The following is a 13,949-nucleotide window of genomic DNA, read 5'->3' as shown; positions in this document are numbered from 1 at the left end:
AGATGAAGGATAGAAGGGGTTGACGTTAACGTCAATGGTTAAAAAGTAAACTACCGCTCTGTCATCCTTTATTCCCGGCTCTTGTTTTCTATCCGTGCTATCTGCCGGTCCTTTCTGCGCGGCATAGGGGTTTTCCCATTCGTTATTTCACAGGGCGTCTGTTATGATGCGCGCCTTCCTACCTCGAAGGATTTCGTCTTTTTAAGGCGAACCCCATCCGATACGACCTTTCAGAGGACGGCGCCAGCAGTATCGCGCGGCCGTAGTCGTTATACATTCGATGACTAGTTCACGGTCTTCCCCGCATTACGGTGGGCAAGAACCGCAAGAGATTTAACTTATGGATTTTTCTTCACTCGGTTTGTCCGAGAAGCTGGTACGTGCAACTGCAGACCAGGGTTATGACACCCCTTCACCCATCCAGGCCCAGGCCATTCCGGCTGTTTTGTCCGGTCAGGATGTGATGGCTGCGGCTCAGACGGGTACCGGCAAAACCGCTGGCTTTACGCTGCCTTTATTGCAGCGGCTGGCAGAAACGCCGCGTCAGGGTAAGGGTATTCGTGCTCTGATCCTCACGCCGACTCGCGAACTGGCCGCACAGGTTGCTGCCAGTGTCGAGCTTTACAGCAAGTACATGCCGACCTCCTCTGCGGTGGTATTCGGTGGTGTAAAAATTAACCCCCAGATCGCCAAGCTCCGTCGTGGTGTTGACATCCTGGTGGCAACGCCAGGACGTCTGATGGATCTATACCAGCAGGGTGCTGTGCGATTTGACGGCGTCGAGACCCTGGTACTGGACGAAGCTGACCGCATGCTGGACATGGGCTTTATCCGTGACATCCGGAAGATCCTGGCCCTGCTGCCAGCCAAGCGTCAGAACCTGATGTTTTCCGCGACCTTCTCCGGCGATATCCGCAAGCTGGCGGAAGGTATGTTGACCAATCCGGTCCAGATTGAAGTGGCGACTCGCAACGCCACTGCTGACAATGTTGATCAGACTGTTTACCCGGTCGACCAGAGCCAGAAATCTGCACTGCTGAGCCAGCTGGTCAAGCACAATGACTGGCAGCAGGTACTGGTCTTTACCCGTACCAAGCACGGCGCCAACCGCCTGACCCAGAAGCTGGAAAAAGACGGCATCACGGCCGCCGCGATCCACGGGAACAAATCCCAGGGTGCCCGGACCCGTGCGTTGCATGAGTTCAAGCAGGGTTCGGTTCGGGTTCTGGTTGCAACGGATATTGCTGCCCGTGGTCTCGACATCAAACAACTGCCGCAAGTGGTTAACTTCGAGCTGCCGAACGTGCCGGAAGACTACGTGCACCGTATCGGCCGTACCGGTCGGGCGGGTGAAAGTGGTCACGCGCTGTCTCTGGTCAGCGCCGATGAGATCAAATTGCTGGCAGGAATCGAGCGGTTGATCAAGAAGGATATTCCGCGCAAGACCATTGAAGGCTTCGAGCCCAGCGGCAAGATGTCCGCAGTGCCAAAATCCGGTCCCCGTCCCAATGGCGGACGTAGCGGTAATGGCGGTGGTCAGAGTCGTGGCCGCAGTGCGGGCGTAGGTGGTGGCCGGGGTGCCGGGAGTGGCAATAACCCGCAGTCACGGCGGCCCTCTGTTCGTCGTGAAACTGCCTGAACCGGGCTTGAGCCAGCATTTTTAGTGCTGTTCTAGAGTTCGCGCCATGAAAAAACCGCCCTCAGCGATGATGGCGGTTTTTTTACGTGCGGTTTCCGGGTTGCCCGGGAAAGGTCAGAAGCGGTAGGTGAAGCCCAGCATATAGACCAGAGGGTCAATATCAACGTCGACCTTGCCAGTCGCTGCAAGATTGTCTGCGCCGTCGTATGCCTTGATCGTGGCTTCCGTGTCTATATCGAGCCACCAGATTGCGGCGTTAAAGCCGAAGTGGTCATCCAGGGCGACGTCAACACCGAGCTCGCCCGCAACGCCAACACTGTCATCCAGTTCAATGGTGGTGCGGTCCGCGCCCAGGGCGTTGGTCAAAGTCGGGGTGGTCTTTTCCTCAAAGAACACGGTGTAATTCACCCCGACACCTATATAGGGCTGAACCTGGCTGCCGCTGGCCAGAGGGAAATACTGCAGAGTGAGGGTCGGTGGCAGGTGTTTGGTTTCGGCCAGCTTGCCCGCCCCTGACAGGGCGCTGCCATCGCCACTGATGTTGTGTTTGAACGGCGTTGCCGCCAGGAGCCCAACACCGAAGTGGTCGGTAACAAGGTAGCTGGCCGTGAGACCAAGCTGACGGTTGGAGTCCACATCGACCTTCCAGCCCGCCAGTTCGGTAGCACCAACCCGAACGTTACCGCTGGAATCCTGCGGGTCAACCACGGCGACGCCTGCACGCAGGATCAGGTCTCCCGCTTCATAAGCGTGAATCACAGGGGCGTTCAAAAAACTGGTGGCGACAGCCAGCAGACAGAGTCTTCTTGGGAACATCACGGTTTCCTTAGCCAGAAAGTGGATGAACTCAGGTTAAGCGGCTGTGACAATCACGAGTTGATTTAGCGCAAGAATGGACACGGGTCCGGACGACCATTCGCGGGAAATTTGATATAGCTCAATTGCAGGGAAGAAAGCCTGCTGGGGCAGGGGCTTAGCCGATCTTTTCGCCAGCTTTGGAGGATTCGTCAGTGACTTCTTCAGGCATGCATACATCCCGCACTGTAAGCTCTTTGCCGCCCTCGGTTTGCACGGTCATGGGCCGGATGGCTTGACCCGTTTCGCGGTCTCTCAGGTTTAATGGGGCGCCCTCAGGGGAGGGGTTCCACTTGTCGCCCCATTGGCGCAATGCAATGACGACCGGGAACAAATCCCGGCCCTTTTCAGTCAGGCGGTATTCCTGGCGTGAGCCGTGTTCGCCCACCTCGACCTTGCGCAGGACCTGGTTATCCACCAGACGGGCAAGACGGTCACACAGGATATTCCGGGCAATACCGAGTTCCTGCTGAAAGTCGACAAACCGGCGGCTGCCGTACATCGCCTGCAGCACAATCAGCAGCGACCACCAGTCCCCCACTTCATTGAGGGCGCGGGCGACGGAGCAGTTGGAGTCATCAAAACGTTTTCTGGCCATGAAATCGAGTGTACCTAATAGGGTTGCATTTTAAAACCAGATTCAATATGGTTGCTTTAAGAAACCAAACTAGCAAGGTTGCTACTCATTTAAGGAGCCTCCCCCATGACCATGAACCTCGGTCCGTTATTCCAGCCTTTTGAAGACAACTCCCTGAAACTCCGTAATCGTGTGGCCATGGCTCCGATGACCCGCAATTTTTCACCGGGCAATGTGCCAGGGGATAACGTGGTGGATTACTATCGCCGTCGCGCCGAAGGTGGTGTGGGCCTGCTGATTACCGAAGGCACTACGGTCAATCATCCCGGCGCCAATGGCTATCCCGACGTACCGGCGTTCCATGGCGATGAGGCCCTGGGGGGTTGGAAGAAAGTCGTGGATGCGGTTCATGAGGCCGGCGGCGCTATTTTCCCGCAGTTGTGGCACGTAGGCGCCGTTCGCAAGGAAGGCATCGAGCCAGACCCCGGTGTGCCGGGTTTCAGCCCATCCGGCCTGTTTGCCCCCGGTAAGCCGAATGGCAAGGCCATGACGCTGGACGACATCGCCGATGTGGTCAAGGCCTTTGCAGACGCGGCCCAGGATGCCCAGGCCCTCGGTTTTGATGGTGTGGAGATCCACGGGGCCCACGGTTACCTGCTCGATCAGTTTTTCTGGGAAGGTACCAACCAGCGCACCGACGAGTACGGCGGCAACATGGCCAATCGTCAGCGCTTTGTGATCGAAATTATCGAAGCCATTCGCCATCGCGTGGGCCCGGATTTTCCGATTATGCTGAGATTCTCCCAATGGAAACAGCAGGACTACGAAGCGAAACTGGTCAGCACACCGGAGGAGCTGGAGCAGTTCCTCACACCGTTGGTTGAAGCAGGTGTAGACATCTTCCACGCTTCGACCCGTCGCTTCTGGGAACCGGAATTTGAGGGTTCCGATCTGAACCTTGCTGGTTGGACCCAGAAACTGTCCGGCAAGCCGACGATGTCTGTGGGCAGTGTTGGTCTGACCGAAGACTTCATCAGCGGCACCTTTGCCAGCAAGAAGGAAGCGGTGGAGCAGTCAGGAATCGACGAACTGGTGGAACGCATGAACAACCACGAGTTTGAACTGATTGCCGTCGGCCGCGCCTTGCTTCAGGACCCCCAATGGCTGGTCAAGGTGAAGGAAGGCCGGATTGCAGACGTCGAAGCATTCGCCAAGAAGGCGCTGACCAAGTTATATTGATATCAAATCCGGGTGTAGAGGAAACCGACCAGCACCATGTCTTTTGATACCACGGAACACAATCGCCGGCGCTACTGCTTTGATGGGGTAGAGTCGGTGTGGCTGTTTGGCTACGGCTCACTGATCTACAAGGTCGATTTCCCGTTCCTGGAGCAACGCCCGGCGAGCATTGAAGGTTGGGCTCGTCGGTTCTGGCAGGGCTCCCATGACCACCGCGGCACCCTCGAGTCCCCGGGACGCGTGGTTACCCTGATAGAGTCGCCTGCTACTTGCTGTAAGGGCATGGCTTACCGGGTTTCCCCTGACGTCTTTTCACACCTGGATGTGCGGGAAAAAAATGGCTACCTGCGATTTGTCACCCCGATGATATTTACTGATGGCACCCGCGAAGACGGCCTGGTGTATATCGCCACCGAAGACAACGCTGCCTTCCTCGGCCCGGCCGAGGACGCTGAAATTGCCAACCAGATCTCTAACGCCCAGGGCCCCAGCGGTCGCAACAGCGATTATTTGCTGAAACTCGCCACTGCGTTGCGAACACTGGGCGATGATGACCCCCATGTGTTTGCGCTTGAGAGTTATCTGCGCTGAATTGACCCGTTTGTCCGGCCCGGCATGGGTATCACCCAACTCTAGCGGCACGGGCCTGAATCCACGTTGATTAGCGGAACGGCTGCGCGATGACGTGTTGCTGGTAGGTGGGCCGTTCTGAAAATCGGTGGTAGAGCGCCTGAAGTCGGGGTTGTTGGTGTAGGGCCGCTGGGTTGAGTGTGAACCAGCGATGCAGAAAAGGGCCCAGAGCAATATCTGCCAGGCTAGGCGCCCGGCCAACGATCCAGTCAGATGAGACCAGTGAATCTTCCAGTATTGACCATAACGCGAATGTTTTGTCCCGTGCGGCGTCGGTGGCGGTATGGTCGCGCTCTTTTTCCGGTGTTCGTGCCAGGCTGATGAAGTACGGCCTCATGCAGGGCCAGAGTGTTCCCAACTGCCAATCCATCCATTGATCAATCAGACCCCGGGTGGTTGGCTCAGCGGGATAAAAGGCCTGATTGGCACGGCTCACCGCCAAATAGCGCAAAATGGCATTGGATTCCCATAACACCAGCGCCTCGTCTTCAAAAACCGGTATCAGGCCATTGGGGTTTTTTGCCCTGAAGGCCGCGGTATCGGTGTTGCCGAACTTGCCGCCAATATCGATACGCTCCACATCAAGTGCCATCTCAGCGCACAACCACATAACCTTCTGGACGTTGCTGGAGGTAGTGCGTCCCCACAGTGTTGGCATAGTCATCATCCTCGGCCCGGTGCCCGGTTATGGAAGTATTGGCTACTCGGGTTAACGGTAGCCGGACGCTGCAATGGTTAGCTCACCCGTTCGCGTGGAACATTGCGCAGGTGGCTGGCCGTTTGGCCCCCCGGCAGGGCAGCGATGGCGTCGGCTGCCACCAGAAGCCGTGGCAAATTCACCCCGGTATCGATATGGCCCCCTTGCAGGGCATAGATCAGATCTTCGGTAGCGGTGTTTCCGGTCGCTCCGGGAGCAAACGGGCAGCCACCCAAACCTGCGGCGGAGGCATCCAGGGTGGTTGCGCCATGCTGGATCGCGAACAGGGCATTGGCGACACCCATTCCAAAGGTATCATGGCCGTGGAAGGCCCATTTCAGGGCGGCGCTGTCATGGCGTTCCCGCAGGCGGGTGAAGTGGTTTGCGACCTGATAGGGTGTGGCGCGGCCCGTGGTGTCACAAAGGCCCACTTCCAGTTCGATACCCTGGCAGATATCCCGAGCTTTACCCAGCACCGCATCTACCTGTTGCCACTGGATCTCGCCCTCATAGGGACAATCAAAGCAGGTAGCTAAATCGAGCCTCAGACCCACAGACTCTTTTTCGCGCCTGAGCCGCTCGGCGATTGCTTTCAGGCCCTCCAGTGAACTGTCCACACTCTGGCGCACATTGCTCTGGTTATGGGACTCCGACACCGAGACCACAAAAACAAGTTCCTTGATGCCCTTCGCCAGAGCCCGGTCGGCACCCTTGAGATTGGGGACAAGCGCCGAGAAACGCATGCCGGTATGTTCCTGAAATGCCGCTACGATGTCGCCAATATCTGCCATCTGGGGGATGGCTTTGGGACTGACAAATGAGCCAATTTCAATGCGGGTAATGCCGGCGTCAATCAGTGCCTGAATGCATCGGATCTTGTCGGCTGTGGGCAATAATTCGTGGATCGATTGAAAGCCATCCCGAGGGGCGACTTCAACGAGATCGACTGCCGTGGGGGGGTGGAGGATGGTGTTCATGATCCGGTTCTCCGCGAGAGCCAGTTGATAACGCCACCGGCTGAAAAAATAGCTTGCTGGCGGGTACTTAGCTCATGTTTCAAGGTAATTGTCTGGTGGTCATTGACGATGGCCGTGATGCGGGTGCCAGCGGCCAGTTGGTCACGAAGATGGTCAATCCGAATCACGTCGCCCTGCTGCAGTTGGTCCAGGTCTTTTGGATTGTCCAGGGTCAAAGGCAAGACACCGAAGCAGGGCAGATTCTGCCAGTGTATGCGGGCAATGCTCTTGGCAATGACCACCTGCAGTCCCAGAGACCGGGGCACGAGAGCCGCGTTTTCACGGCTTGAGCCCTGACCGTAGTTGTCACCGGCAACGATAATGTGGCCAGCTTCCCCCTGATTGCGCGCCCGGGTGGTGTAACCTGGATCCACCGCTTCAAATGTGTGTTCCGATGAGGCCTCTATGTTGCTCCAGATCGGGAGCACACGCGCACCTGCGGGCATGATGTCATCGGTAGAGATGTTGTCGCCAACCTTCAGCAGTACCGGCGCGGATATGGACTCCGGTAAAGGCCTGAGCACAGCCAGCGGGGGGGTGTTGTCGGTTGCCAGTAGTTTGACGTGGCGTGCCTTGTCGGGCGCCAATGGCGGCAAAAACATGTGGTCGTCAGGCTTCATGTTTTCAGGTTCGGTCGGACGCAGGTAGGTCTGCCCCAGGGTGCGCGGATCGGTAATTACACCGTACAATGCTGAGGCGGCGGCGGTCTCGGGGCTGCACAGGAACACCGCGTCCTCCAGGGTGCCCGAGCGGCCGGGAAAGTTGCGCGGCACAGTGCGCAGGCTGTTACGGCCCGTTGCGGGGGCCTGGCCCATTCCGATACAACCATTGCAACCGGGTTGGTGAAGACGCGCCCCGGCTTTGATCAAGGTGGCCAGGTGGCCTTTGTCAATCAGCGCCGACAGAACCTGCCGAGTGGATGGGTTGATGTCCAGCGACACATTGGGTGAGATCGTACGATCCCGGACAATGTCCGCAACGACCGCAAAGTCGCGATACCCAGGGTTTCCCGATGAACCGATATACGCTTGGTAGACCGGCTCTCCGGCCACTTCACTGACAGGCACAACCTTGTCCGGGCTGGAGGGCAGGGCAATCAGGGGTTCCAGTCGGGTCAGATCAATGTGTTCGTCCCGGTCGTACTGACAGCCCGGATCTGCTGCTAACGCCTGCCATTCGGATGCGCGGCCCCGGGCTCGCATGAACTCAAGGGTGACGTCATCACTGGGAAACACGCTGGTTGTGGCTCCCATCTCTGTGCCCATATTGGCCAGCACATGGCGGTCCATGGTATCCAGTGCCGCCAGCCCGGGGCCGTAATACTCGAGGATGCAGTTTTTTGCTCCCGCCACCCCGTGGCGGCGTAGCAGCTCCAATACCACATCCTTGGCACTGACCCAGTCCGGAAGCTCTCCGGTCAGGCGCACCCCGACGATGTGAGGCATCGCTAAAAACAGGGGTTCACCGGCCATCGCCATGGCTACTTCAATACCGCCGGCGCCAATGGCCAACATACCCAGGGCTCCCGCTGAGGTCGTGTGGCTGTCACACCCCACCAGACTGTCACCAGGCTTGCCAAAGCGTTCCATGTGCACCGGGTGGCTGATGCCATTACCCGGACCGCTGTACCAGATGCCTAAACGCTCGCATGCGCTCTTCAGGAACAGGTGGGCGTCGGCGTTGAAGTTGTCCTGTTGGGTCAGGGTGTGGTCAATGTACTGAACACTGGGCGATGTATGTACTCGCTCGATGCCCATTGCATCGAGTTCCAACATGACCAGCGTACCCAGTACGTCCTGCAGCAGCGCCTGGTCCATTGTGAGCGCAATCTCGCTACCCGGCGTCATCTTGCCACTCACCAAGTGCGCCGCAATTAACTTATGGCTCAATGAATCAGGCATGGGTTGTGTCCTCCCGGTTTGTTGGACGGAATAGATCGTACCCTGCACACAGAATATCGATCAGAAATTGCAACCCAAGCGCGCCAAAACCGATGGGAATGAGCGCGTAGGGATAGACCATGAGCGTGCCAAAGGCGCTTGATACCCGTTCGCCATATGACCAGGCGTCGTGGGCCATCAGGCTACCGCGCCAGACCATGATTGAGCAGAACAACAAGCCAAGCGCTCCGGTGACTATTCTGACCAGATCTTGCCCACGCCTTGGAAGGCGTTGGGTGAAGAACGTGATGCGGATGTGGGAATCATGGCGCTGAGCCTCGCCTGCACCGATGACCGCCAGATAGACCAGCAGGAACGAGTTGATTTCCAGACTCCAGCTTGTCGGTTGCACAAACACATAGCGCATAACCACGTCATAGCAGATGGTCAGCATCATGAAAATCAGCACCACGATCATGGTCCAGCGCAGGACAGCCAGAAGGCCGTCCCAACTTTGCATTGCCAACTTGGTCATCAAAATCACTCCTCAGACTTGACCGAGAGCAAGTGCGATGGCTTTTTCGCCGACCTCCTTGCCGACCTGCTCCTTCCACTCTTCCCATACCGTCTGGCTGCTTTCCCGGTAAGTCGCGAGATCTTCGTCGCTGGGCAGGACAACTTCTACTCCGGCCTCTTTGACGGCAGGCCAGTATTTGTTCGGGTAGATCTCTTCATTACAGTAGCTGGCGAAGTTCTCTTCGTACCACTGTGCTGCGCCTTCAAGAGCTTGCCTGACGTCGCCCTCAAGGGCGTCCCAGCGCGAGCGGAGCATGAACGGGGCCACTGTGTAGGCGGTCATGGGCAGCTCGTAGCACACTTTCAGTTGTTCCTGCAGGCTGCGCCCATAGACGGTTGAAATATTTGCCACTGCCGCATCAATGGTGCCGCGCTGCAGCGCCATGTAGGTTTCCGACGATGAAATACGCACGGCGGCAATGTTGAAGGGCTTCAGTGCTGTCGTGGCTTCGAAACTGACGATACGGATTTTCTTGCCGCGCACACCGTCGAGTGAGCGAATCGGGCTGGCCGCTGTGCTCCAGATGTATTCAGGCTGAAGAATTCCGCCACCGGAAGTGAGCATGTAGATATTGTCCTTGGCCAATTCCGCATTGATCAATGTCATGAGAGGGCTGCCCTTGGCGAGGCGCTCCGGGTTGCGATAGAGCTCGTCAACCACTCCGGGCAGGCCGGTGATGCCCAGAATCGGCAGAGAACGGGTAATGTACGATGTGGTATGAAACATGAAATCAATGGCGCCGGCACGCAACGCGGGCAGTTGCTCATCGGCCTTCACAAGCTGGCCGGAGTGGTAGAAATCGACGTTTAGGGCATCGCCTCCCTGGTTTTTGAGGTAGTCAATAAATCCGTTGGAACCGTAACTCAGGGCTTCGTAGGAAGGTGGAATATAATACGCCCCAGTGAGCTTCGTGGCTGCTGAGGCGCGACCGGCAAACAGACTCTGGCCGCCTATTAGCGCGAAGCTGGCAGACGCCAGAGTGGTGTTCTTCAGTAATGCTCGACGTGTCATTGGCATGGTATTTTTCCTTTGATTTTTGTTGTAATGGTGTTAGTGAGTGAAACGCCAAGGCTACAAGAGCCCTGGCAACCAGAGGCTGATACCTGGGAACAAAACAAATAACATCAGTACGACGAACTGTACCGCCACAAAGGGCAGCGCAGCACGAATGATTTCTTCGATCGAGAGCTCCGGGCACACCCCGCGCAGGGCATACAGATTAAGCCCGACGGGTGGTGTCACCACTGCAATTTCCAGGTTGAGCACCAGCACGATGCCAAACCACAGCGGGTCGTAACCAAGTGCAATGATCAGTGGTAGCAGGACGGGGGTGGTGACCACAATGAGTGACACGGCATCCACCATCATGCCCAACAGCACCAATAACAACATAATTACGACCAGAATTGCCCAGGCGGGCAATGGGCTGGCAGTGAGCATTTCAGACAGTATCTGTGGCACGCGCACGAAGTTGAGGTAATCGCCGAAAATCTTCGCACACCCGATAATGAGTAGAATGACACCGCTGATACGCGCTGTCTCAGCAATAATGGCGAGAAATTTGCTCCAGCTAAGTGACCGAAATATCACCGTGGCAATCAGGAGGGCGCCCAGCGCACCGATACCGGCGGCCTCGCTGGGCGTGGCGATGCCGGCGTAAATAGAGCCCAGAACGGCAATAACGAGTAGTACCGAATGCCAGATGCTACCGAGGCTCTGGAAACGCTCTTTCCAGGTAAAGGTTTGGGTGGAGAACGGCGCTTCTTCAGGATTTAAATGCACCCGTACCCAAATATAAAGGCAGAGCGCCAGCGCCAGGACCACGCCGGGAACGATACCGCCAATGAACAGATCTGCCACTGACACACCCGATACGGACCCATAGATAATAAAGGGGACGCTCGGCGGAATCAGCATCGCCAAGGCGCCGGCACTGACAACCGAACCGGCGGCCAGCGAGCGACTGTAACCACGCTCTATCATGTGAGGCACGGCAATTGAACCAACAGCCGCTACGCCAGCCAGGCTGACACCGGATACGGCGCCGAACATGGCCGATGCGCCGACAGATGATATGGCAAGACTGCCCTTGAGCCAGTTTAGCCAGCGCACGGCAACCTGGAAAAGACTCGACCCGACCGGTGTTGCACCGAGAATACTGCCCATCAGAATGAACAACGGCAGTGCAATCAGCTCAAAGCTGTTGAGTTGCCCAAACAAAGAGGAGGGCGCGAAGAAAAAAGCCAGGCTGCCCTGCGCCATGTAAAGCCCGAATAGGCCAGACAGTCCAAGCGCCAGAAATATGGGAAAACCAAAGGCAATCATGGCAACTAAAGCGATCAAAACGAGAATGGGTTCCAATGGTGCTCTCCTGCTCAGATGATGGACGAACTGCGCAGCGTATCCAGCTGCGCGTCGTCCATATCAAGCCAGTCTTTCAAGATCGCGTCGGTGTGCTCTCCAAGCTGGGGCCCGGTGTGCCGAATGGTGCCTGGCGTTTGGGTCAGGCGGGGAAACACGTTCTGCATGGGCAGCGGTTTGCCTTTGCGGTCTGGCACCATGACGATGGATTCCCGGGCCTTGAAATGGGGATCAGCCAACATGTCGGGAGCGCGAAAGATGAGTCCCGCCGGCACGCCTGCTTCCGCGAGCCTGTCCACGATTTCCTGGGCATCATGCTGACGTGTCCAGGCCGCTACGGCATCGTCAATCGCCTGCTGGTTTGTTCCCCTTGCCCGATGGGTTGCATAGTCCGGGTGATCCGCAAGCGTCGGCTGACCCATGGCCTCACACAAACGGCGGAAAACACTGTCCTGGTTGGCGCCGATGATCACATCACGATTATCTCTGGCCGGATAGGCATTGGAAGGCGCGATACCGGGCAGAGAACTGCCGTTTCGCTCACGGATCTTGCCGGCCCGATCGTACTCAGGTACCAGACTTTCCATCATCCCCAGGACAGACTCGAAGATGGCACTGTCGACAATCTGGCCTGCGCCTGATTTTTCCCGTTGATGAAGGGCCACCAGTGCGCCGATTGCACCATGGATTCCGGCCAGCGTATCTCCGATCGAAATGCCCACCCGAACCGGCGGCCGGTCGGGATAACCACTGATGTAGCGTAAACCACCCATGGCCTCGCACACAGAAGCGAAACCGGCACGGTTAGAATAGGGCCCGTCCTGACCAAATCCGGTGACCCGAACCATAATTAATCCTGGGTTGTTACTGGACAGGATGTCGTAGCCCAACCCCCAGCGCTCCATTGTGCCGGGACGAAAATTTTCGATCAGAATGTCGGCCTGAGTGGCCAGATTGCGCAGTATTTCCTGACCTTGCGGATCGCGAAGATCCAGAGTCACGGACTGCTTGTTTCGACCGATGACGTTCCACCATACGGGCTCGCCATCTGCGTCGGCTTCACCCCACTGGCGCATGGCGTCGCCCTTGCCGGGAGGCTCGATCTTGATCACCTGGGCACCGAAATCGGCCAAAATCTGGCCACAGTAAGGCCCTGCTATGAGTTGCCCAAGTTCGAGTACCTTGAGATCGTTTAACGGCGTGGTTGGAGCAAGTTTACTTAGGGACATTATAATTGTTTTCCCTTGATTTAATTATATTTTAGTTAAATATTCAAGTGCGCGCAGCGGGCTGGTGATGAGCCTCCGGGTCAGAGACGTTGACGTGCAAATCACGTGCTGCGAGCAAGTGTGAACGCATGATGCTTTCAGCCCAGTTCACGCTGCCGGCTTCAATGGCATCCAGTATTTCCCGGTGGTGGCGCATACTGCGTTGGAGATGTTCTGGATGGTAGTTTGTGAAATTTCTTCTGATTACCGACGTCCGCACGATGTTTTCCAGCGCAGCCATCAAGCGATGATTGTCGCTACCGGCAATCAACTCTTTGTGAAATTCGTGATTGAGTGCAGCAATGCTATTGCGGGCCTCAGTATTGGTTTCGACTTGTTTAGTCAGCGTTTCCATTTGATTGGCCAGAGACTTTAGATAGTCGAGGCGAGCCTTATCTATTCTGAGACACGCCAAAGCAACGGCCATCGGCTCCAATACCAATCGGATTTCAAACACCTCACGGGCGTCTCTTTCAGTCCACGCCGTCACCCTGGCGCCCTGGTGTGGAATGGCCTCCAGCCAACCTTCGGAAATCAACTCCCTGAATGCCTCACGGACAGGCGTCCTGCTGACTTCCAGTTCCTCGGCTACCCGTGCTTCCCGGATGAATTCATGAGACAGATAAACCGAGTTGAGAATACGCTGCTTGATGGCGTCGTGAACTTCCGTTTTGGCCGTTCTCGGAACTGAGGTACTAACCCGGCTCTTGCTCTCGGCCACCGTTGTTCTCCAAGATTGTATGCAATATCTGAAATTTAAGCTCGTAGGCGGTGTTTTGTGGTCGCCTGAACCTAATGTTGCATGCAATAACGTTTATTTCAACAAATATAGAACAGGCATTGTGTGATGGTGGGTGAACACAATGTCGAATGGCTCGGGCTGGCCTTTGTTTTACCACTGGTTTATGGATCTTTGTATGATGAAATGCCCGGCGTGTCAGAGTGCGTTATCTGGTCATTAAGGCTCTGGTGGAGCCGATTCGGGTTGTAGTTCCGGAAGTAACGATGGTTGCTCTCAATCTCCGTCTCCGGGTAGGCTCATGACGAGGTCATCAAACCGAATTGTCTCTTGTCCTGTCACCGGGGTTCCGGCTTTTTTGCAGACCGTGCCGTCGATGGTGACACGCCCGGCCATAATGGTGCGGCGGGCTTCCTTGCGGGACTGGTTGGCGGTGTTGGCAATAAAATAATCGAGTCGCATTAGGCTAGG

The 13,949-nt window shown here is 56.6% G+C and carries 14 protein-coding genes; 3 read left to right on the top strand and 11 right to left on the bottom strand.

Going from position 1 to position 13,949, the window contains the following annotated elements; genetic code table 11:
- Positions 1-340 precede the first annotated feature (340 nt).
- Complete coding sequence (locus tag F6Y09_RS04595) at positions 341-1,639, top strand: DEAD/DEAH box helicase (RefSeq protein ID WP_152205711.1); 1,299 nt, start codon at positions 341-343, stop codon at positions 1,637-1,639.
- A gap of 114 nt (positions 1,640-1,753) precedes the next feature.
- Here F6Y09_RS04595 and F6Y09_RS04590 read toward each other — a convergent pair whose 3' ends face one another.
- Positions 1,754-2,455, bottom strand: coding sequence for an OmpW/AlkL family protein (locus F6Y09_RS04590; RefSeq protein ID WP_152205710.1), 702 nt, complete (start codon positions 2,453-2,455; stop codon positions 1,754-1,756).
- Positions 2,456-2,612: 157 nt separating this feature from the next.
- Positions 2,613-3,092 carry a winged helix-turn-helix transcriptional regulator gene (locus F6Y09_RS04585; protein WP_152205709.1) on the bottom strand — a complete coding sequence of 160 codons (480 nt, stop codon included), beginning with the start codon at positions 3,090-3,092 and terminating at the stop codon, positions 2,613-2,615.
- Between the two features lie 105 nt (positions 3,093-3,197).
- Here F6Y09_RS04585 and F6Y09_RS04580 point away from each other — a divergent pair, with 105 nt between their 5' ends.
- Complete coding sequence (locus F6Y09_RS04580; protein WP_152205708.1) at positions 3,198-4,310, top strand: NADH:flavin oxidoreductase; 1,113 nt, start codon at positions 3,198-3,200, stop codon at positions 4,308-4,310.
- Between the two features lie 36 nt (positions 4,311-4,346).
- On the top strand, positions 4,347-4,901 hold the full coding sequence (locus tag F6Y09_RS04575) for a gamma-glutamylcyclotransferase (protein WP_152205707.1): 555 nt from the start codon (positions 4,347-4,349) through the stop codon (positions 4,899-4,901).
- 70 nt (positions 4,902-4,971) lie between these two features.
- Here F6Y09_RS04575 and F6Y09_RS04570 read toward each other — a convergent pair whose 3' ends face one another.
- The 9 genes from F6Y09_RS04570 to F6Y09_RS04530 all read right to left on the bottom strand — a co-directional run bounded on the left by F6Y09_RS04570 (position 4,972) and on the right by F6Y09_RS04530 (position 13,940).
- A complete protein-coding gene (locus F6Y09_RS04570; RefSeq protein ID WP_179959334.1) occupies positions 4,972-5,598 on the bottom strand; it encodes a glutathione S-transferase family protein in 627 nt (208 codons plus the stop codon).
- Positions 5,599-5,675: 77 nt separating this feature from the next.
- Positions 5,676-6,614, bottom strand: coding sequence for a hydroxymethylglutaryl-CoA lyase (locus tag F6Y09_RS04565; protein ID WP_152205705.1), 939 nt, complete (start codon positions 6,612-6,614; stop codon positions 5,676-5,678).
- Positions 6,611-8,554 carry an aconitate hydratase gene (locus F6Y09_RS04560; RefSeq protein WP_152205704.1) on the bottom strand — a complete coding sequence of 648 codons (1,944 nt, stop codon included), beginning with the start codon at positions 8,552-8,554 and terminating at the stop codon, positions 6,611-6,613. The genes F6Y09_RS04565 and F6Y09_RS04560 overlap by 4 nt, the downstream gene beginning before the upstream one ends.
- Positions 8,547-9,068 (bottom strand): TRAP transporter small permease, encoded by a 522-nt coding sequence (locus F6Y09_RS04555; RefSeq protein ID WP_152205703.1) that lies wholly within the window; start codon positions 9,066-9,068, stop codon positions 8,547-8,549. The genes F6Y09_RS04560 and F6Y09_RS04555 overlap by 8 nt, the downstream gene beginning before the upstream one ends.
- A 12-nt stretch (positions 9,069-9,080) precedes the next feature.
- The gene (locus tag F6Y09_RS04550) at positions 9,081-10,127 is read right to left on the bottom strand and encodes a TRAP transporter substrate-binding protein (protein WP_152205702.1); all 1,047 of its coding nucleotides are present in this window, start codon (positions 10,125-10,127) and stop codon (positions 9,081-9,083) included.
- 54 nt (positions 10,128-10,181) lie between these two features.
- The gene (locus tag F6Y09_RS04545) at positions 10,182-11,471 is read right to left on the bottom strand and encodes a TRAP transporter large permease (RefSeq protein ID WP_152205701.1); all 1,290 of its coding nucleotides are present in this window, start codon (positions 11,469-11,471) and stop codon (positions 10,182-10,184) included.
- 14 nt (positions 11,472-11,485) lie between these two features.
- Positions 11,486-12,700: a CaiB/BaiF CoA transferase family protein gene (locus F6Y09_RS04540; protein ID WP_152205700.1), complete on the bottom strand. Its 1,215-nt coding sequence runs from the start codon at positions 12,698-12,700 to the stop codon at positions 11,486-11,488.
- Between the two features lie 43 nt (positions 12,701-12,743).
- Positions 12,744-13,460, bottom strand: a complete 717-nt coding sequence (locus tag F6Y09_RS04535) for a GntR family transcriptional regulator (protein WP_152205699.1) — start codon at positions 13,458-13,460, stop codon at positions 12,744-12,746.
- A 294-nt stretch (positions 13,461-13,754) separates the two neighbouring features.
- A complete protein-coding gene (locus F6Y09_RS04530; RefSeq protein ID WP_152205698.1) occupies positions 13,755-13,940 on the bottom strand; it encodes a S4 domain-containing protein in 186 nt (61 codons plus the stop codon).
- Between the last annotated feature and the right edge of the window lie 9 nt (positions 13,941-13,949).

Source organism: Marinobacter changyiensis, from assembly GCF_009193265.1.
In the GTDB taxonomy this organism is placed as follows: Bacteria; Pseudomonadota; Gammaproteobacteria; order Pseudomonadales; family Oleiphilaceae; genus Marinobacter; species Marinobacter changyiensis.
The sequence above is the reverse complement of the archived record's forward strand: the minus strand, read 5'-3'. Positions and strand labels throughout refer to the sequence as shown.

What these genes read in the sequence shown, in the direction of transcription:
- F6Y09_RS04575 (WP_152205707.1), top strand. Translation starts at nt 4,347, where the DNA reads ATGTCTTTTGATACCACGGAACACAATCGCCGGCGCTACTGCTTTGAT.
- F6Y09_RS04540 (WP_152205700.1), bottom strand. Translation starts at nt 12,700, where the DNA reads ATGTCCCTAAGTAAACTTGCTCCAACCACGCCGTTAAACGATCTCAAG.
- F6Y09_RS04590 (WP_152205710.1), bottom strand. Translation starts at nt 2,455, where the DNA reads ATGTTCCCAAGAAGACTCTGTCTGCTGGCTGTCGCCACCAGTTTTTTG.
- F6Y09_RS04565 (WP_152205705.1), bottom strand. Translation starts at nt 6,614, where the DNA reads ATGAACACCATCCTCCACCCCCCCACGGCAGTCGATCTCGTTGAAGTC.
- F6Y09_RS04530 (WP_152205698.1), bottom strand. Translation starts at nt 13,940, where the DNA reads ATGCGACTCGATTATTTTATTGCCAACACCGCCAACCAGTCCCGCAAG.
- F6Y09_RS04550 (WP_152205702.1), bottom strand. Translation starts at nt 10,127, where the DNA reads ATGCCAATGACACGTCGAGCATTACTGAAGAACACCACTCTGGCGTCT.
- F6Y09_RS04595 (WP_152205711.1), top strand. Translation starts at nt 341, where the DNA reads ATGGATTTTTCTTCACTCGGTTTGTCCGAGAAGCTGGTACGTGCAACT.
- F6Y09_RS04580 (WP_152205708.1), top strand. Translation starts at nt 3,198, where the DNA reads ATGACCATGAACCTCGGTCCGTTATTCCAGCCTTTTGAAGACAACTCC.
- F6Y09_RS04570 (WP_179959334.1), bottom strand. Translation starts at nt 5,598, where the DNA reads ATGCCAACACTGTGGGGACGCACTACCTCCAGCAACGTCCAGAAGGTT.
- F6Y09_RS04555 (WP_152205703.1), bottom strand. Translation starts at nt 9,068, where the DNA reads ATGACCAAGTTGGCAATGCAAAGTTGGGACGGCCTTCTGGCTGTCCTG.
- F6Y09_RS04560 (WP_152205704.1), bottom strand. Translation starts at nt 8,554, where the DNA reads ATGCCTGATTCATTGAGCCATAAGTTAATTGCGGCGCACTTGGTGAGT.
- F6Y09_RS04585 (WP_152205709.1), bottom strand. Translation starts at nt 3,092, where the DNA reads ATGGCCAGAAAACGTTTTGATGACTCCAACTGCTCCGTCGCCCGCGCC.